This window comes from Gallintestinimicrobium sp. (assembly GCF_046968865.1).
Lineage (GTDB): Bacteria > Bacillota > Clostridia > Lachnospirales > Lachnospiraceae > Gallintestinimicrobium > Gallintestinimicrobium propionicum.
Genome location: NZ_JBKVPW010000007.1, coordinates 1 through 19,292, shown reverse-complemented (window position 1 = coordinate 19,292; position 19,292 = coordinate 1). Strand labels below are relative to the sequence as shown.

The window sequence follows — 19,292 nt, the reverse complement described above, 5'->3', positions numbered from 1 at the left end:
TCCTTTTAGCATAATTTGAGTATTGTTATGGCATCATGATCGACTCCCTGAACCGGGAGATTCATTTGCCTGTAACGCGTAATCACATCGACAGCTTCCTGCGTGATCTGTTCCCCGGGCGCCACAATTGGAATTCCGGGCGGATACAGATTGATAAACGCACCAGCTGTCTGTCCTGCCGCTTCTGTAAACGGCACCTGCGCTTTTGGCGCATCCAGCGCATCCGTCAGACTGATCTGCTGTTTTAAAACCGGATACGCAAGCAGCTTACGGTTTTCCTGTACCGGCTCGTCCGCGGCGACACAGAAATCATCGATCTCTTTCAGGGCGTCCCACAGACGCTGCCAACCGTCTGCTGTATCACAACAGGTCATAATCGCGGTCACATAATTTCCGGCCGCCATTTCCATCTGCAAATGATATTGCTTTAAAAGAATATCGTAAAAACGCTTTCCGGTCAAACATGTTTTTGAAGTTTCTGATAAAATTTTGCCGGAATCCATCAAAAAACCGGTTTCTGACGTCATTTTCCGGCTCCATTTCGTGCCGTCCGTCAAAACCTGCAGCCGTTTCAGACTGCTGCAGCGTTCCAGAAAACGTTCTTTTTCCGTAAAAAAGCTGTCCCACAGTCCTGCGCCATGTTTTTTCACCATGTCCATACAGGAATCCATCGCCGCCATCATCAGATAGGAGGGCGAGCTCGTCTGATAAATTCCTTCAAACAGCCGGAGCCGTTCCGTACTGACCCGGCTGCCTTTTTGCAACAGGAGTGCGGTCTGTGTCAGGCACGGCATCGTCTTATGAAGGCTTACGATCGTCAGATCTGCCCCCAGTGCGACCGGACTTTTGGGAAATCCCGGATGAAATCCGAAATGTGCTCCGTGGGCGGCATCTACGATTAAAGTCTTCCCGAACCGGTGAACGGTCTCTGCAATCGACGCAATGTCTGCCGTGATTCCGTCATAGGTCGGAGAGGTCAAAAGCACTGCAGATGCGTCCGGATTCTGAATCAGCGCAGCTTCGATCTGTTCCTTTGTCAGCGTGCCTGCCAGGGATGTCCCCGGCACGATATCCGGATACAGATAAACCGGCGTCAGCCGCCGCAGATAAATGCTATGGTAAACCGCCTTGTGGCAGTTGCGCGCCAGAATCAGCTTTCCACCCTCCGGCACTGCTGCTGAAATTGCGGTCAGAAGCCCTGCCGTGCTTCCGTTGACACTGTAGTAACAGCTGTCCGCACCATACAGCGCCGCCGCCTTTTCCTCCGCGTCTTTCAAAATTCCTTCGGGATCGTGCAGATTGTCAAATCCGTCGATCTCTGTAATGTCCAGTCTCGCCGCCCTTTGCAACGCCTCCGGAAAATCCGGCAGCATCTCTGTAAGCCGCCGTTTATGTCCCGGCATATGAAAGGGATAGCAATCGCTGTCTGCATAAGCTGCCAGACTCTCAGCAAGTGTCCTCTGCGTCATCGTTTTCTGATTTCTTTCTGTTCTTATTACGCCCCTTGCGCTCCAGAAGCGTCTCCTTCAAGGAGCAGTATTTATCCGCAGTCGTCACGACCCATGCTTCCCGACAGCGCGGGATGTGGAACAGGGTCAACGGCCACATATGCTTCCGGATAATATCCCGTTCCCGCGGCGTCAGCTGATACTCCCGACTCGCATTTTCCAGCGCAACATGCGGATGGTGAAAGCCGTGCAGCTTCTCGTGGGAATACTTGTCATGCCAGTCATAGAGGAAGTAGTCGTGGAGCAGCGCGCCCCGGACCAGGTCCCGTTCGTGACAGTGGATGCCAAGTTTTTCAAGAAATTTTTCCAGCTTTAAGCTGCATTCCGCCACGCGGATCGAATGGCTGTGTACGGACACGCTTCCGTGCTGGATAAAGCTATTGGTGCTTTTAAAGTTGCCGGACTGCAGAATGTCCCCACCATGCTTTCTCAGATTCCTGCGCAGCTTTGCATGCTGCCGTGCCCATTTCCGGAAAGCTTCTTTGCGCTTCTGCTCTTTGCGCTCGTCCTTCGTCATATTCCGGCCTTCCTGTGCCGATACACGAATCTATGCCGTTCTTTTGTCGGCACTTGCTCTTTTTCATAAAACAGCGCTTTTTTACAGTTTTATAGTATACCACATTTTGCCTTTACTTACTACGTACAAACCGTGAAATATTTGCAAAATAAAGCAGTTTTGTCATTCAAATTACATAATTATCTCCGGGCTGCCATTGCTTGGTCAGCTCCTGAATGGTGATACCCGACAAATATTCCCGAACAACCTTTTCCAGCCCCTCCCAGACCGGAAGCGTCGCACACATTCCTCTTCGCTCACATTCCCTTGCAGCGTCCTCTAAACAGGACACCGGAGCCATGCTGCCCTCCGTGAGCTTCAGGATCTCATATACATTGTATTCCTCCGCCGGTCTGGTCAGCCGGTACCCTCCGCCTTTGCCGCGCAGACCCTCCAGCACGTCTGCCTTCGTTAAGGATTTCACGATGCTTTCCAGATATTTTTCTGAAATTTCCTGCCGCTCCGCGATATCCTTCAGCGGAATAAATTTTCCATTATTATGCTCTGCCAGATCGATCATCACGCGCAGCGCATATCGTCCTCTCGTTGAAACCATCATATCCTGTTACCCTTCCTTTCAAAGCTTTTTCAAAATTTCTTCCACACTTTCCGCCCGTAAAAATTCATGGCTTTGCCCAAAGCCCGCCTGATCGAGTGCCGAATTTTTCATAATCCACGGATGCCCGACCTCTGCCAGCATCGGCAGATCGTTATAGTTATCCCCAATCGCGATCACATCTTCCAGAGAAATCCCCAGCACACCGCAAAGATCCCGCATTCCGGTTCCTTTGTCCGACAGCATAAAATCCAGCCATTTTTCTCCTGCAACCGCCGCTGAGAACTCTCCTCTCCACGGATCACCGAACGGCTTGTCATATTTTGCCGCGCCGCTTCTGCAATAAGCTGATACCTTTATCATATCCTCTTTAATTTCGTCCAGGCTGTGAACAATTTCTACACGATTTCCCAAAAAATACTGAATATGATAAATATAATCTTCATGCTTTGGCATCAGATAACTGGTATTGGCTCCGGAAATCAGAACTTCCATATCGTCATTGGCAAGAATCTGCTTCGCAAGCGCTTCTGCTCGGCTGCGCGGCATCGGCCGTTTCTTTAAAATCTGATCCTTTCGATAAAGAATCGCACCGTTTTCGCACAGAAACGTCATCTCTTCCGCCTTCGGAGCAAACAGATTTTTCAGATTGCTGTACTGTCTGCCGCTCGCTGCCGCAAATAATATTCCTTTTTTCAAAAGTCTGTCGATCTGAACAAAAACTGCTTCCGGTACTTCCCTTTCTCCACTCTGAAGCAATGTTCCATCAATATCTGTCACCACCAGTTTGATCATGTGTTCTCCATTCTCAGTTCACCCGTGCCATTCGCGAAATACCCATTTCCCCTATTACCTACTATGATAACCTCTTTTTACTGTATTTGTAAAGCACCAAACGCTTCCAATTCCTCTGTGCTGTCTCCGAACCTGTATGCTTCCATGCTTTCTTCTGCCTGGCAGCTCATTTTTTCCTCATTTTTCCAAATCTGACCGGTGTTTTTTTCCTGCTGCCGTTCTATACTGAGCTTATACGGAACGGAAAACAGTGTCCGCATCCGCAAATATGCAGGAATCGAGGACTTTTACCATGAGATATTCCAATCATATTGTTGATGAAACCACGCATGCTTTCAAATGTGCCAAATGGTTCGCACTGGTCAGCTCCCTGCTGCTTGGCATTTTCGGCACGGTGCTGCTGATCTGGCCCAATACTTCCATGAACGTTATCTGCACCCTGCTCGGTGTTTTGATGGTTGTTTTCGGCGTCAGCAAAATAGTCGGCTACTTCTTTAACGTCAGCTACCACATCGGCTTCCAGTTCGATCTTGCACTCGGACTTTTCGCCCTGCTGTTTGGTATTTTGTTTCTGACCCATCCCGGTGCTATACTTTCCATTACCTGGGTGCTGGTCGGTATCTATGAAATCGTAGAGAGTGTATTTAAAATCCAGACCGCGATGGATGCCCGCCACTATCAGCTCTCCGGCTGGGGACTGCTTTTATTCTCTGCCATTGTCTATTTGCTGTTTGGTATTTTCCTGACCTTCAACCCTGCAAAGGGCGGCAGCCTGTTCGTTCAGGTCATGGGCATTTCGCTGATCTTCGCCGGAATTGAAAATATTATCTTCACGTTCTATACCTCCAAACGTTTAAAAGACATCCGCAACCGTCTGCACGACGAGTGGATCGCGTTGGATGAGGACAATATTATCGACTGATCGACGTTACATACACGTACACACCGGTATCCACATTCCATGTACGCACGCAAAAAGCCCGTCGGTTCGCAGCTTCGCCTGAAAGTTTTCTTTCGGGCAACCGCGAATCATCGGGCTTTTTTTATATAGCATTTTCTAACTGATATTTCATTCCGGGTGCCTATCCTTACACCAGCATGATCATCTGGCGTCTTGCGCCGTCTTTTCTAAATACTGTTTTAACATAATATTCCTTTTTTAGCCAAACTCCCAGAAGCTGCGCCGGTTTTTGGGCTTCACCGGCTTTTCTTCCTCTTCTGTCCGATACTGCAAAATCATGGAGGATGTCTTCGGCATCGTCACCGTAATTCGTCCTGCTGAAACTTCTATCTCCATCGGATTGATGTCATAGCCCCTTTCCCCGGTCAGGATCAGCCGCTGCAGCGTGCAGTCCCGCGGGATCCCCAGCTCCCAGACAGAAAGCTCTTTTGTAATCTCATTTTCATTATTATTGATCAAAACAACCGAATGATTATTTTTTGTAAATCGCCCATATGCCAGGAAATTATAGTCCAGGGTCAGACATTTTAAGGAGCCTGTCTTAAATTCCTTATTCTGACGATGAATCCGGATGATCTCCCGATGAAAGTTGATCAGTTCTTTATCTTCCCTGCCCCACGGATAGGTACGGCGGTTATCCGGATCGGTAAAGCCACAGACGCCCGCTTCGTCGCCATAATAAACCGTAGGCGCGCCAGGCCATGTCATCTGCATGACAACAGCCTCCAGAAGCACTGCTTTTTTTACATCATGATTTGCCGCCTCTGCGCCGAGACTGTTCGTTCTGCCGACACGACGGTTTGTTCTGGTCAAAAATCTGGAATGGTCATGGTTGGAGAGCTCATTCATGGCAGTTAACCAGGACGGCATCGCCATATTTGCTCCGTGATATGCCATTGCGCCCACAAAGCTGTCCGCGTTTCCCAGAAGATCCTGCCGATAATCATCGCTGTGCTTCTCCATGCCTGTTAAAAACCAGCTGACCGGCTCCATAAATGCATCATAGTTCATAACCGTATCCCACTGATCTCCCTGCAGCCAGGAAGACGGATCTCCGTAATGCTCCGCAACAATCAATGCATGGGGATTGGCCTCCTTGACCGTATCCCGGAATTTTGCCCAGAACCGGTGGTTATACTCCGGGGAATGTCCAAGATCTGCCGCAACGTCCAGTCTCCAGCCATCTGCATGAAAGGGCGCAGATACCCATTTTCTCGCGACCTGCAAAATATAGTCCTCAAGCTGTCTGGATCCCTCATAATTCAGCTTGGGAAGTGTATCGTGGCCCCACCATCCATCATAGGTCGGATTATATAGGAACCGGTTATTGTCATGGAAACTGAAGTAATCATGATATGGACTGTCTTCTGAAATATACGCGCCCTTCTCATAGCCGGGCTTGTTTTCATAAATCCGCTCCCGATCAAGCCACTTATTGAAGGAACCGCAATGATTGAATACACCGTCCAGAATTACCCGTATTCCACGTTTATGGGCTTCCTCAATGACCCGGATCAGTAATCTGTCACTTGCTTCCAGATTTTCGCTGTCTGTGGTTCTGAGGATATAACGGTCTGCGTGGGTATTATCTGTTTCCCAGCCCTCCAGAAGCCGTCCGCCATCCTTTACGATCTTTCCGCAGTGCGGATCCACATGGTCATAATCCTGGCTGTCATATTTATGGTTGGAAGGCGAAACGAACAGCGGATTGAAATAAATTACCTCCACGCCGAGCTGCTCCAGGTAATCCATTTTATCCAACACGCCCTGTAAATCTCCGCCATAAAAATCACGCACATCCATTGAGGACGGATACCGGTACCAGTCCTCTACATGCTGTGATTTTGCGCCGATATAATGATATTCATTTGTCAGGACATCATTTGTCGGATCCCCGTTGCAGAAGCGATCCACATAAATCTGATACATCACGGCACCCTTCGCCCAGTCCGGCGTATCAAAGCCAGGAATCAGGACGAAATTGTAGTGCTCATCCGGCCGTTTTACCACACCACGAAAATCGTAATAGCAGGTGATCGCACCTGCCTGAATTTCAAAATACCAGCTGATCTTTTCATTATCCAGCTGCAGCTTTACTTCATAATAATCAAACTGCGCGTCTGATGATGCCTTAAACATCAGATTTTTCTGCCCTTTACAGACTAAAAAAACGCGATCGACATTGCTGCGCTTGGTGCGGAATGCGATCTTTACCCTGCTGTAGGGTGCAGGCTCCGGCGGTGTCACATAATTTTCTGTCGTATCACTATAAAGCGCCCTTTTACTGAAAACAGGGCGCATTTCATTCATATATTTCTGATCACTGAAAAAACGATTAAATTCCATGATTTTCTTTACCTATCCTTTACAGACCCATTTTATACTACCGTTTTCGGAATGGCAAGCCAAAATCCTGCTCCAGCGCTATATCGCAGCATAAGGATATTCTGCCGCATGATAAAAGGACAGCCGTTAAGCTGTCCTTTTCAGAGAAGGTATTTCTTCTTATGGGGTATAGCAAAAATATATAATGTATTGGGGGGGGTTACAAAGAGTATAATAGCAGACCCGCCCCTTTTTGTATATTCTCCGTTTTCACAAATATCACAAATTTTCGCTTTTGTTTTTGTGACTATTTACCATTTACGCGAAGAAATCTTCCGGTTGCTTTTCAAACAGCGCTTCAAATTCTGCGCGGCTGATCTTTTCTTTTTTCAGAAGCAGCTGTGCGCTCTTATGCAGCACATCACTGTTTTCCAGAATCAATGCCTTTGCCTTTGCATAACACTCGTCGATAATCCGGTGGATTTCTCTGTCGATCTCCCCGCTCACCAGTTCGCTGTGGGCCTTTGCATGCGCCAGATCCCGTCCGATGAACACTTCATCATCGTCATCATCATAGCAGATCACACCTACGTTTTCAGACATTCCGTACCGTGTTACCATCTTTTTCGCAATCTGTGTCGCCTTTTTGATATCACTGGATGCGCCGGTGGTAATATCATCAAAAATAATTTCTTCCGCGATTCTTCCGCCCAGGGATACCATAATCTCCTGCAGCATGCGACCCTTTGTCATAAACATATCGTCACGCTCCGGCAGCGGCATCGTATAACCAGCTGCACCTGCGCCGGTCGGAATGATCGACACCGAATAAACCGGTCCGACATCCGGCAGCACATGGAACAAAATCGCATGTCCGGATTCGTGATACGCTGTGATCTTCCGTTCTTTATCGGAAATAATACGGCTCTTTCGTTCTGTTCCGATTCCTACTTTTACAAAAGCAGTCTTGATATCCTCCTGACTGATAAAGCACCGGTTATCCTTTGCTGCTACAATTGCCGCCTCGTTTAACAGATTTTCCAGATCGGCTCCGGTAAATCCTGCCGTTGTCTGAGCGATCTGTTTTAAATCCACGTTATCACCCAAGGGTTTATTTTTCGCGTGAACCTGCAGGATCGCCTCTCTTCCTCCAACATCCGGCAGTCCAACTGCGATCTTTCGATCAAATCGGCCGGGACGCAGGATCGCCGGATCCAGGATATCTACGCGGTTTGTCGCTGCCATTACGATGATTCCTGCATTTGCAGCGAAACCGTCCATCTCTACCAGCATCTGATTCAGCGTCTGCTCTCTTTCATCATGACCGCCGCCCATACCGGTTCCACGTCGTCTCGCCACCGCGTCTATTTCATCAATGAACACGATACATGGTGCATTTTTTTTCGCTTCTTCGAACAAATCCCGAACACGGGAAGCACCGACACCGACGAACATTTCCACGAAATCAGAACCGGAAATGGAGAAAAACGGAACGTTTGCTTCGCCCGCAATCGCCTTTGCCAGAAGGGTTTTACCGGTTCCGGGAGGTCCCTCCAGCAAAACACCCTTGGGGATTCTCGCCCCGACCTTTGTAAACTTGCCCGGATCTCTTAAAAAATCAACGATCTCCTGCAGGTCTTCCTTCTCTTCCTTCAGTCCGGCAACATCCTTTAATGTAACCTTGCTGTCGCCTGCCAGGCTCAGCCGCGCACGGCTTTTGCCGAAATTCATCATCTTATTGCCGCCATTCATCTGGGCATTCTGTGCATTCATCATCATGAAGATCAGAAGCACACCGCCCACAGTGATCAGCGCAGGCAGGATGGACGTTAAAAATATATTATCGCCGGGCACATCCCTCACGATCGTCTTGACTCCTGCCGTTTCCAGCTCCTCCAGCACCGGATTGACATCCGATACCACCAGCACCTTTTCGTCTCCCGAGGTAAGATGTACCTCCACGGAACCGGTCGGCACTTCCCGGTTCTGCACCACTACAGCTCCCGATATTTCTCCGGCATCCAGCATCTGATTGAATTCCGCCTGTGTACAGGTATCCTCCATGCTGCGCAGTATTCCCGAAAACCAGAAAACCAGGAGCACAATAAGCAAAAGGGAAATGACGAGATTCATTCCTCTGCCGTTTTTGTTCACTGCATCCTCCTTCGGCTAAAAGCCTGCATCAATCAAATTTTACCACTCCGATGTACGGAAGGTTGCGGTAACGCTGGTCGTAATCCAGACCATAGCCTACCACAAATTCGTCCGGAATCTGGAATCCGGTATAATCTACCTTTACATCGATCACACGGCGATCCGGCTTATCCAGAAGCGTGCAGAGCGCCATGGACTTCGGTCCGCGTGCCTTTAACATATCCAGCAGATAGCTCAGGGTACGTCCGGAATCCACGATATCCTCCACAACAATAACATCCTTGTCGCGCAGAGGCTCATCCAGATCCTTTACGATCTTAATAACTCCGCTTGATTTGGTATCACCGCCGTAGCTGGATACCGACATGAAATCCAGGGATACCGGAACGGTAATCCGCTTTGCCAGTTCACATAAGAAAAAGCTGCCGCCCTTTAATACGCATACCAGATGAACCTGTTTTCCGGCATAATCTTTACTGATCTGCTCACCAATCTCCTGAATCCTTCTGTCTACCTCTTCTTCCGACAACATCACTTCAACTCTTTCTGCCATGCCCAAATCCTCCTTGGTTTTTCTGTTCTATTCTTGCTTCTCCATACAGGTAACTTCCAAAATCACCCTCGTCTGCTCCGTTACCCGATAGTATGTGCTGATTCTTCCGCCCGGTACCCAGATAATGTGATTCCCGTCTGCCAGCACCATCATACTGTTCCGCTCATTTGCAGGAATTTTTTCTTCGATCATATATTTCTTTAAGCTTTTTTTTGAAAAATTATCATCGATTGTCAGATAATCTCCGCTCCTGCGCGTTCGAAATACGACAGATTGTATTATTTTATCATAATCCAACCATTTCGTATACTTTTTTTGAGGGATATTTTTTAAAAAAGCACTAACAGCAGCGCCGCTTTCCTCGCCTGCCGCAGTATTTTTTTCGCCTGCTGCGGTATTTTTTTCACCTGCTGTCGGCTCGTCCCGCTGCAGGTATCGCACTGACACCACACCCATCCCCGGAACATGCAGCTCGCTAGAATGCTCTGGGAGCGGAAGCTCTGTGGTCTGAAGCCCAACCTGCCCGCCCCGGTCAAACCGCTGCTCCAACGATGCGTCCTGCTGCTCCAACGATGCGTCCTGCTGCTCCGGCAATGCGTCCTGCTGCTCCAACCTGCGAAATACCAGCAGCCTAAACTGCCGCTCCACCTCGAGCTGACACGCTGAAATCCGCAGCTTCCTACCGCTCTGGCAGTCCGTCCCTACAAGGTGCCACACTGCTTCGATATGCGCTGCCGTCAGGTCGCGCCCCGTGCCGATCTCCAGCAGACATTCCCTCACGCACTGCTTCTGCAGGAAAATATCTTCCTGTTGCAGAAGTTCGATATTTAATTTTATTATAGTCTGTTTATCGTATCTCGTATGCTCCGCAGTTACTTTTCTTCGCCCCACATGCTCTACTCTCTCTCTGCCGCACACATTCGTTTTCAAAGCATCTGCTTCCACCCTGCAGCGTTCCAGCGCCTGTCGGGTGCAGCTGCGCACAAAATCCGCCGTCTCTGCCAGGAGCTGTGCCTCTTTCGCCAGATGCGCTCCGGCTCCGCTGCAAATTTCCTTTTCCGCATACGGCAGAACCCGATTCCTGATTCGGTTCCTTGTATAATCTTCTCCGGTGTTCGTAGAATCTATCCGCCAGGAAATCCCTTTTTCCTGGAGAAAGCCTTCTATTTCTGTCTTTCCAGTTTCCAAAAGCGGACGGATAATCATGCTTTCCCGTTCCGTCTTTCGCACCGGGCGAATCCCTGCCATTCCGTCCAGACCAGTGCCTCGGAACATGTGAAACAAAAGCGTCTCCGCGCAGTCGTCCCGATGATGCGCCACCGCAATTGCACCGTGACAATCGCCCATCTCCTGTAAGCACTCTTCAAAAATTTCATAGCGTGCCCGGCGTCCGGCTTCTTCGCAGCCGATTCCCCACTGTTTCGCCAGCGCCGCCGCATCAATCCGCATTGCCTTTAACGGCACATTCCACGCCCGGCAAATATCGCGCACATACGCCTCATCCGCATCAGCCTCTATCCCGCGCAGGCCATGATGAACATGCACCGCGCACAGCTGCAGTCCCAGCTTCTTGCGCAGCGCAACCAACACATACAGCAGGCAGACGGAATCTGCTCCCCCGGAAAGTCCGACTACAATATTTTTATTTTCCGGGATCATATGATACTGCTTCATATAGAAAAGAATTTTTTCCGTCAGATCCATCCTGCAGTCTCCTTTTTTCCTTTGTGCTGATAAACTCGAGTGCCCGCGCTGACGCGCTCTTTGCACTCTCGTTAGGCGCACGCGAAAACCAATTGCTGCCTTCGGCAGCCCTTGCTTTTCCTTTCTGCTGATAAACTCGAGTGCCCGCGCTGACGCGCTCTTTGCACTCTCGTTAGGGGCACACGAAAACCAATTGCTGCCTTCGGCAGCCCTTGCTTTTCCTTTGTGCCCCTACATTATACCTCAGATGTTTGTCCAGCGAAACTTCTTATTCTATATCCTCTATCTCCCGTTCTTCGTTTTTCCAGATTCCCGTAACTAAAACCGTCATATCATCTCGGATTTTGCCGCCGCACTGGCGGATTGCATAACGCAAAATCAGGTTTGCCAGGTCGACCGGTGAGCTGACGTTCAACGAAGCGATTTTCTGCTCCAACAGATATTCCCCGTCCCCGCACGGCCAGTTCTGCACTACACCATCCGAAACCAAAATGACCAGATCGCCGCTGTTTAACTGCCACTTTTTTTCACTGATGTCCTCTGACGCCGACATGCCGAGCGGCAGCTGTCTGCTCTGAATTTTCTCCACACGGTCGCTGCGCTTGATAAACCCTGCTGCCCCGCCAGCTTTCACTGTCTCGCACTCCCCCCGGTAAAGATCAATCCGGCACAGATCAAGCGTCGCCATCCGGTTTTCGTCCCCCTCCGCGCCTGCCATCCCATTTAAAAAAAGCATCGCCATATCCGGTCCAAGCCCCGCATCCAATATCCGCTCCGTCAAGTCTACAATCCTGCCGCTGTCCCGCGCCGCGCTCTCCCCGGAACCAACTCCATCCGACAAAATCATGGCAACGCTGTCGTCCGTTTCCAGAAAAGAATAGCTGTCCCCGGAGACGCTCTCCGTTTCTTCCGTCGCGCATGCCGCCGCTGTCAAACAGCTGAAAATCGGCTCTTCCTCAAAATACAGACTCACGGATTCTTCTCCGACAAAATATGGATTCCTCTTCTGCGGCACCAGCCGGATATCCATCAGCACCGACAAATACCCGGCAATTTCCTCTACCGTCATGCTTTTGTTCTTTGTCAGGCGGACAGATATCGTGATCTGCAGCCTGTTCTCTTTTCCCCGCAGCAGATAAATATCCTCTACTACAATGCCTTCTCCCGCCAGGGCGCGCACAATCTGCTTTTCCTGCCGACCGCCCAGCCGGATCAGCTGAACGGACGTATCCGCTACCGACTGCAGCATTCCCGCCATCTGACGCATATGCGCCGCATATTGTTTCCGGCTCTCCATCGCCTGTCTGCGCCGAAGCAGCTCTTCCCGATCGTCCGGCGTTTTTTCCTGCTCCAGCTCCCAGTTCATCTCACCCATAACCGCAGCAAGATTTTGAAACGTATCCGCACAGTCCAGCATACATCTTCGGTCATAATCCAGCAGCCATGCCGACTGCTGCACTTCGTCATTCCAATATTGAGATTCCATGGCATGTCCTTTCCTGCGACCTTTTTTCTCCAGTATAACTGCTGACATGCGCGCCTTTTGTCAAAGCAGGCAAACCGTAGATTCTTTTTTTTCAGGAAAAGAGGTATCCGCAGAACTGTACAAAAAAGAATGTGCCCTGGCACATTCTCGCGCCGAGGCGCGGTTGCTTTAGCAACCATCTACCCTTGCGCCGAGTGCACATCCTCGCGGAGCGTTTTTATTTCATAGGACGCATTTTCCTATGAAATAAAAAAACGCGGATCCCATCCGGAATCCGCAATCCTTTTTCTTCTTATATTATATCGTGAGCACAGCTCACTCAATAATTTCGCCGTTCGCGATGAGCAGGCTTCGCCTGTTCCCGCTCTCTTGCGCTCATTATATTACATTCGTCCTGCCGATACGAACGTTTTCACAGCCGTCTCTCAATTCTCCGGTTTAAAAATAATTTCACCGTCATACACCAGTCCGAGCTTATCCTTTGCAACCTCTTCGACATATTTGCGCGTCTTGGTGTATTTTTCGTATTCTTCGATTTCCGCCGTCCGCTGTGTCTCTTCTTCAATCTGTTGCGTAAGCTGTTTAATTTGATCCTGATATCCCTGCTGCTTCTGTCGCAGCTCCATGCTCCGGATCGATACTACCGCCAGCACCATCAGAACTACCATCGTTACCAGAAGCATGCTCAAACGGTTCTCCCGTTTCTTCCGGCGAAAAACAATCTTTCTTTTAACCATTTTTCCTGCCTCGCAATGCTTTTCTGTTCTGTTTACATAAAGCTATTTTAGCCAGTTTTAAACGGCTAGTCAACCGCTTTTTCAAAATTCTTGCACTCCGTCTGGCACCTCTGAAAATTTTCGAAAAACCGTTTTTTCCTATTCGAAAGGTATACTTTACGGGACGCATCAGCCATCCTGCAACATAGGAAATCACCTTTTTTATCCAGAGACCGAACCGCGCTCCAGCTTTTACCAGAAAAGGACTCGCCGTGCTTTTTACAACGAGCATCCCAACTGCTGCCCCGAATACGCAAAACCACCGAAATGTCCCATTATTTTCCAGATATAACAGGGAAAAAAAGCTGCCTGCCACAACACACCAGTAAATAAGATCCTCTATCGAAATCCAGAATATTCCGTGTGGAAATACTCTCCGGAAAATCCGCAGAAAATCGTAAACAAGTGTCACCGCCATCCCCAGCAAAACCGAATGCAGCCAGAACGTTCCCTCTCTGGCGATCTCACTGCTCATCCGTCACCGAAACAGCCGACTCAGCAGCGATTCCGCTTTGCTGCCCGCCGAAGCTGTCTGTTCTGAATAGGTCAAGCTATCAATCCGCCCGTCAATGTCCACTTCTCCCTTTTCCAGCGTCAGGCGGCTCACATGCAGCTCACTGCCGCGGATCATCAGCATCCCCTGCTCCGTCTCCAGAAGCACTTCCCCCACATCAAAGGAAAGCACATCAGAAACGCCGTTAATCGCACACGCTTCCCGGTTGACCAAACTGATCCGGTGCTGTCCTGCTCTGCTGTTTAATTCTTCCATCGCGCGCCCTCCTTACTGTTCCTTACACAGTATACGCGCCGATGTCTGCCGTTATGACTTTAGAGATATTGAAACATCTCTTTTGCTTCTTCTTTGCGTACAGTTTCCTGTACAGTCAGGACCTCGACCTTTACATCCTTATTGCCAAACTGAATCGTAATCACGTCTCCTGCCTTTACTTCTGCGGACGCCCGCGCCACCTTGTCATTTAACAACACTCTGCCCGCGTCGCATGCCTCGTTTGCAACGGTGCGGCGCTTAATCAGCCGGGATACCTTCAAATATTTGTCCAGTCTCATCTTTTTTTCCCTTCTCTACTAAATGCTAACCACCGCCGGCGGAGCATTTGTTATCGTATAAGAACAACGTTATTTATAGAATAACAAAAGGCAGCCGCATCAGCAGCTGCCCTGTCATCTTCTGATTTAGTTAATAGAATCCTTTAAAGCCTTACCAGCTTTGAACTTAGGGGTCTTAGAAGCTGCGATTGTCATTGCTTCGCCAGTCTGAGGATTTCTGCCTTCTCTTGCAGCTCTTTCAGATACTTCAAAAGTACCGAAGCCAACCAGCTGAATCTTCTCGCCTTTCTTCAGTTCTTCTGCTACAACATCAGTGAAAGCCTTTAAAGCCTTCTCTGCATCCTTCTTCGAAATCTCTGCCTGCTCAGCGATGGCAGCAACTAATTCTGTCTTGTTCATTATGAACTCCTCCTGTATTTCTTTTCCTGTTCCATTCGAAATGTCTAAAAGGGCAGTCCTGCCCAGAAACATTATATTCTATTTATACCTGTAGTTCCTTTGTTTGTCAATACTTACAGGGAAAATGTCTGCTCCAGGAAAGCCTTTTTCGCACCCTGCTGAATAAGCAGCCGCTCCAGCTTTTCCATGTGCCTTCCAGGTATCCATACTTTCCGACTATTGTAGTAAAAATTGACAATTTTCCAGAATTTTTCCGGGTATGCAAAGCGATAATACAGCTGCAGATAATCCACCGCAGACAGCGGACTGATCCTTCCGTAAACGTCTAAAAGTCCTCTCGCCAGCGGCACTGACCAGTTCGTCTTCTCTAATAGCTTACGCAGGAAAAGATACAGATCCCGCATCTGGCTGTCCAGGGCACATTTTTCAAAATTGATGACGGACGTCGTATTCTGACAGAGCAGATTGTGATGCTGATAATCCCCGTGACAAAAGCTTCCGCTTTCCTCGCATTCCCGCGCATCCAGAAGAGATCCATAGGAACGGACGTCCTCCGTCACCCGCTCCGCCTCTTCCAAAAACAGGTCAAACGTCTGCTGCAGGTTGATCTCAAACGTTGTCTTCTGACTCTTTTCCCGCAAAAAACGTCTGACCTTACGCAGCTCCCGGTTCCGTTTCTCATATTCCTCTGCCAGGCTGACTGCGTGCAGCCCATACTCCTGCTGCAGCTGTGGAAAATGCAGCGCGCTGTGCAGAACCGCCAGGGTGCGCATGGCATCCCGACATTCCTGTCCATCCTTTAAACTGCATTCTCTTCCCTGTGGCCAGCTTTTTACAATGCATCTGTTCTGCTCCTGATCGCAGCAAAACAGCGCGCCTTCTTTTGTATACAGAAGCTGTTCCGCACGCGTAAAGCCGTTTTGCCGGACTCCCTCCAGTACCTTTGCCATCATTTCCAGCCGGAAGACCGGTCCTTTATATTCTTTCAGGATATACCAACCTTTATTCGTTTCACACAAAATTGCATTTCTGCTTTTCTGTGTGCGGATCACTTCAAAATCATAATTTTCCAGTACGCTTACGGACCTGTCATTCACCAGCATTCCCTCCCGCCTCTTAGGTACTACCTATCCTATGAGCAAAATGTTCCGGTTATGTATCAACGTTACAGTTCACTCGTGGTTTCTTGTGGACAGATTCCATGCTCGCATGAGAATCTGTCCACAAGAAACCATGAAGGGAGCGCCCTTTTATGAGCAAAAATGAGCTGCGAAGCAGCGGAAAGCATCGAAGATGCGCTTTTGCGAATGGCGCGAGTGAACTGTAACATGTCAACATCTTCCTGAAAATCCTATTTCATTTTCAGACTCCATCTGATACAATAACCGTATAAAGGGTCAGCGTATCAATACGCTGAGGAAAGGGAAAACAAATGAGCGAATTAAATGTAAAATATCAGCTCGGCACCAAGGAAAACGAAGCTTTTCTGGCTGATGTCAGAGAAGGACTGTTTTCTTTCGGCCATAACTTCCCCGCTCCTGGCGGAAGTTCTTATTATTTAGGAGATGATGGTACTCCGTGGAAAGATCGCAACCGTGAGACATGGATCACCAGCCGTATGGCACATGTATACAGCCTGGCATCCTTCCTCGGTCATCCCGGCAGCAAAGAGCTTGCTGCAGCAGCGATCAAAGGTCTGCGCGGCGAACTGCATGATACTGCAAACGGCGGCTGGTATGCCGGTCTGACTGCAGACGGCAATATCCTGCCTAACAAACAGTGCTATGCACACGCATTCGTAATTCTTGCAGCTTCCTCCGGCGTCCTTGCAGACGTTCCCGGTGCAAAAGAGCTGTTAGACGATGCCCTTGCTCTGTATGACCTGCGTTTCTGGAATGAAGAAGAAGGTCTTTCCTGCGATACCTGGAACACCGAGTTCACCGTTCTGGACGACTACCGCGGCTTAAATGCCAACATGCACACTGTAGAAGCTTTCCTGGCAGCTGCAGACGTAACCGGCGATGAGAAATACCGCGTAAGAGCAGGCCGCATCATCGATCACGTTGTTGGCTGGGCATCCGCAAACAACTGGAGAATCCCGGAACACTTCACCAAAGAGTGGGTTGCTGATCTGGAATGCAACAAAGATCGTCCTGACGATCAGTTCAAGCCTTACGGCGCAACTCCCGGTCACGGTATCGAATGGTCCCGTCTGATCACCCAGTGGGCTCTGTCCACCTTCAAGGGCGACAAAGAGGGCGCTTCCAAATACATCACTGTTGCAGAAAACCTGTACAACCGTGCAATCGAAGACGCATGGAATGCTGACGGCGCTCCGGGTATCGTTTACACCACCGACTGGAACGGCAAACCGGTTGTTCACGACAGAATGCACTGGACTCTTGCAGAAGCAATCAATACTTCCGCAGTTCTGTTCCATGTAACCGGCAACCAGAAATATGCAGACAACTTCGCTGAGTTCATGCAGTATCTGGATGAAAAGGTTCTGGATCATGTACACGGCTCCTGGTTCCATCAGCTGGATGCAAACAACAACCTGATCGGCACCGTATGGCCCGGCAAGTCTGATCTGTATCATGCAGTACAGGCTACCTTGATCCCGTTCTATACCGCAGATCTGTCTATCGCTCCTGCAGTAAAAGGCGGCAAGTTCTGCTAATTGCAAATTCTCATATGACATTTTATTCCTGAGAACGAGCATCGCAAAATGCATATAGAAAACAGCTCAGGACTCTAAATCAGAGTATCCTGAGCTGTTTTTGTTAAAAGGAACCTTTCACCTGTATCCTTCTGGCTTCCTCCAGTAAAAATTCTTTCATATTGCGCTGCGGCTCTTCCAGCACTTCTTCCAGAAGCTTCTGCAAAATATCTCCCAGCCCACGTCCTGCCTGCATCCCGATTCCGATCAGATCCTTGCCGTTTACCGCAAGCCCTTTTAATGTCAGGCATGCACCGCTTGCAATCACCGCCTCATAATCTTCCTGCATTTTCCTGAGATGTTCTTGTTTCTCCTCCCGATGATAATCACTCTGGGCTGCCAGATCTGCCTCTTTCACCAAAAACAATTCCGGGAAAAGATCCGGACCCAGACGGTTTAAAGCAAACCGCATATTTCGTTCTCCAGGTTCAATTTTCACATCGTGTGCCCGCACCAGACGGACAACTCGATCGATCGTTTCATTATCAAATTTCAATCGGCGCAGGATTGTCCTTGCCAGCTCGCCGCTGACCTCCGAATGTCCATGAAAATGATCCACGCCGTCCTGATCCGTCGTCCGCGTCTTCGCTTTTCCCATATCATGAAATAAAAGCGCAAGCCGCAGCGTTTTTTCCGGTGCAGAATGCATCAATGCCTGAATCGTATGCTCCGCGACATCATAGCAATGATGTGGATTGTTCTGTACTGTCTGCGCCATCTGATCAAATTCCGGCAGAAAAACAGCCGTCATGCCCGTTTCCCTGCATATCCGCAGCATCTCCGGATGTGGGCTGACCAGAAGTTTTAAAAGCTCTGTTCGGATCCGTTCAGCACTGATCTTTTCAAGTGTCTGTGACAGTTCACAGATCGCCAGACGTGTCGCTTCCTCGATATCATATCCCAACTGGGCAGAAAAACGAACCGCACGCATCATCCTCAGTGCATCCTCTGTGAAACGCTCCTTCGCATCTCCAACGCATCGGATCACTTTTTTCGAAATATCCTCGATTCCCCCGAAAATATCTACCAAGCCAGCTTCCTCATTATATGCCATGGCATTGATCGTAAAATCCCGTCTCCTCAGATCCTCCTGCAACGACGCTGTAAACGTAACCTCCTTCGGATGCCTCGAATCCTCATATTCTCCGTCAATTCGATAGGTCGTCACTTCGTAACCAACCCTATCCATCAAAACAGTGACTGTGCCATGCTGAATACCGGTATCCACTGTACGATGAAACAACACTTTCACCTGCTCCGGTCTCGCAGAAGTCGTAATATCCCAGTCATCCGGTTCGCGGTGCAGTATACTGTCGCGGACGCAGCCGCCAACCGCCCATGCTTCATATCCGGCACTTTGCAAAACGTTGATAATCTTTTTTACTGCTTCCGGCAATATGATTTTGATCTGTTCCGCCATTTGTCTGCTCCTTTTGTTGTTCTGACCGGTTTTAGAAAAAATAAACTCTTTTATCCTACATTGTACAGGATTTCAGGTATAAAAAAAAGACTTGATGTTTCAAGTCTTCTTACTGAGACACGGGGGATTCGAACCCCCGACAACCTGATTAAAAGTCAGGTGCTCTACCGACTGAGCTAGTATCCCATACCATAGAAAAATGCCCAGAACCGGAATCGAACCAGTGACACGAGGATTTTCAGTCCTCTGCTCTACCAACTGAGCTATCTGGGCATTGAGTAGCGGGGACAGGATTTGAACCTATGACCTTCG

At 49.1% G+C, this 19,292-nt stretch carries 18 protein-coding genes and 2 tRNA genes; 2 read left to right on the top strand and 18 right to left on the bottom strand.

The annotated features are described in order from the left end of the window. Positions 1–5: 5 nt before the first annotated feature. From ACLTOQ_RS07670 to ACLTOQ_RS07655, 4 genes are all read right to left on the bottom strand, one after another. Complete coding sequence (locus ACLTOQ_RS07670) at positions 6–1,469, bottom strand: aminotransferase class I/II-fold pyridoxal phosphate-dependent enzyme (protein ID WP_412319190.1); 1,464 nt, start codon at positions 1,467–1,469, stop codon at positions 6–8. Further along, a complete protein-coding gene (locus tag ACLTOQ_RS07665) occupies positions 1,447–2,025 on the bottom strand; it encodes a phosphohydrolase (RefSeq protein WP_337427097.1) in 579 nt (192 codons plus the stop codon). Before ACLTOQ_RS07665 ends, ACLTOQ_RS07670 begins: the two co-directional genes overlap by 23 nt. A gap of 166 nt (positions 2,026–2,191) precedes the next feature. After that, entirely contained in the window at positions 2,192–2,623 is a 432-nt protein-coding gene (locus ACLTOQ_RS07660) for an RrF2 family transcriptional regulator (RefSeq protein WP_117962819.1), read from the bottom strand. A gap of 18 nt (positions 2,624–2,641) precedes the next feature. Continuing rightward, complete coding sequence (locus tag ACLTOQ_RS07655) at positions 2,642–3,415, bottom strand: HAD-IIB family hydrolase (RefSeq protein ID WP_412319189.1); 774 nt, start codon at positions 3,413–3,415, stop codon at positions 2,642–2,644. Between the two features lie 292 nt (positions 3,416–3,707). On the opposite strand from ACLTOQ_RS07655, the gene ACLTOQ_RS07650 reads away from it, so the two are divergent. After that, complete coding sequence (locus ACLTOQ_RS07650; RefSeq protein WP_021915211.1) at positions 3,708–4,337, top strand: HdeD family acid-resistance protein; 630 nt, start codon at positions 3,708–3,710, stop codon at positions 4,335–4,337. Between the two features lie 237 nt (positions 4,338–4,574). On the opposite strand, the gene ACLTOQ_RS07645 is transcribed toward ACLTOQ_RS07650, so the two are convergent. From ACLTOQ_RS07645 to ACLTOQ_RS07595, 11 genes are all read right to left on the bottom strand, one after another. Beyond that, positions 4,575–6,722 (bottom strand): glycoside hydrolase family 13 protein, encoded by a 2,148-nt coding sequence (locus ACLTOQ_RS07645; protein ID WP_412319188.1) that lies wholly within the window; start codon positions 6,720–6,722, stop codon positions 4,575–4,577. Between the two features lie 297 nt (positions 6,723–7,019). Beyond that, entirely contained in the window at positions 7,020–8,834 is a 1,815-nt protein-coding gene (ftsH, locus tag ACLTOQ_RS07640) for an ATP-dependent zinc metalloprotease FtsH (RefSeq protein WP_117962839.1), read from the bottom strand. Positions 8,835–8,883: 49 nt separating this feature from the next. Continuing rightward, positions 8,884–9,408 (bottom strand): hypoxanthine phosphoribosyltransferase, encoded by a 525-nt coding sequence (hpt, locus tag ACLTOQ_RS07635; protein ID WP_117962807.1) that lies wholly within the window; start codon positions 9,406–9,408, stop codon positions 8,884–8,886. 27 nt (positions 9,409–9,435) lie between these two features. After that, positions 9,436–11,112: a tRNA lysidine(34) synthetase TilS gene (tilS, locus tag ACLTOQ_RS07630; RefSeq protein WP_412319187.1), complete on the bottom strand. Its 1,677-nt coding sequence runs from the start codon at positions 11,110–11,112 to the stop codon at positions 9,436–9,438. A 268-nt stretch (positions 11,113–11,380) separates the two neighbouring features. Further along, complete coding sequence (locus ACLTOQ_RS07625) at positions 11,381–12,598, bottom strand: PP2C family protein-serine/threonine phosphatase (protein WP_337562980.1); 1,218 nt, start codon at positions 12,596–12,598, stop codon at positions 11,381–11,383. Between the two features lie 425 nt (positions 12,599–13,023). Beyond that, positions 13,024–13,335, bottom strand: coding sequence for a septum formation initiator family protein (locus ACLTOQ_RS07620; protein ID WP_021914414.1), 312 nt, complete (start codon positions 13,333–13,335; stop codon positions 13,024–13,026). Next, positions 13,328–13,849: a spore cortex biosynthesis protein YabQ gene (gene yabQ / locus ACLTOQ_RS07615; protein WP_117962803.1), complete on the bottom strand. Its 522-nt coding sequence runs from the start codon at positions 13,847–13,849 to the stop codon at positions 13,328–13,330. Before yabQ ends, ACLTOQ_RS07620 begins: the two co-directional genes overlap by 8 nt. A gap of 3 nt (positions 13,850–13,852) precedes the next feature. Beyond that, complete coding sequence (gene yabP, locus ACLTOQ_RS07610; RefSeq protein WP_308728836.1) at positions 13,853–14,143, bottom strand: sporulation protein YabP; 291 nt, start codon at positions 14,141–14,143, stop codon at positions 13,853–13,855. Positions 14,144–14,202: 59 nt separating this feature from the next. Continuing rightward, positions 14,203–14,442 carry an RNA-binding S4 domain-containing protein gene (locus tag ACLTOQ_RS07605; RefSeq protein ID WP_021914416.1) on the bottom strand — a complete coding sequence of 80 codons (240 nt, stop codon included), beginning with the start codon at positions 14,440–14,442 and terminating at the stop codon, positions 14,203–14,205. 126 nt (positions 14,443–14,568) lie between these two features. Then, positions 14,569–14,841, bottom strand: coding sequence for an HU family DNA-binding protein (locus tag ACLTOQ_RS07600; protein WP_021914417.1), 273 nt, complete (start codon positions 14,839–14,841; stop codon positions 14,569–14,571). Positions 14,842–14,954: 113 nt separating this feature from the next. Next, positions 14,955–15,938 (bottom strand): CotS family spore coat protein, encoded by a 984-nt coding sequence (locus tag ACLTOQ_RS07595; protein WP_412319186.1) that lies wholly within the window; start codon positions 15,936–15,938, stop codon positions 14,955–14,957. Between the two features lie 335 nt (positions 15,939–16,273). Between ACLTOQ_RS07595 and ACLTOQ_RS07590 the strand changes: the two genes are divergently transcribed. Then, positions 16,274–17,521: an AGE family epimerase/isomerase gene (locus tag ACLTOQ_RS07590; protein WP_118497580.1), complete on the top strand. Its 1,248-nt coding sequence runs from the start codon at positions 16,274–16,276 to the stop codon at positions 17,519–17,521. Positions 17,522–17,624: 103 nt separating this feature from the next. Here ACLTOQ_RS07590 and ACLTOQ_RS07585 read toward each other — a convergent pair whose 3' ends face one another. From ACLTOQ_RS07585 to ACLTOQ_RS07575, 3 genes are all read right to left on the bottom strand, one after another. Beyond that, entirely contained in the window at positions 17,625–18,980 is a 1,356-nt protein-coding gene (locus ACLTOQ_RS07585; RefSeq protein WP_337425542.1) for a CCA tRNA nucleotidyltransferase, read from the bottom strand. A gap of 113 nt (positions 18,981–19,093) precedes the next feature. Continuing rightward, positions 19,094–19,166 (bottom strand) — tRNA-Lys (locus ACLTOQ_RS07580). Between the two features lie 14 nt (positions 19,167–19,180). After that, a tRNA-Phe gene (locus tag ACLTOQ_RS07575) sits at positions 19,181–19,253 on the bottom strand. Between the last annotated feature and the right edge of the window lie 39 nt (positions 19,254–19,292).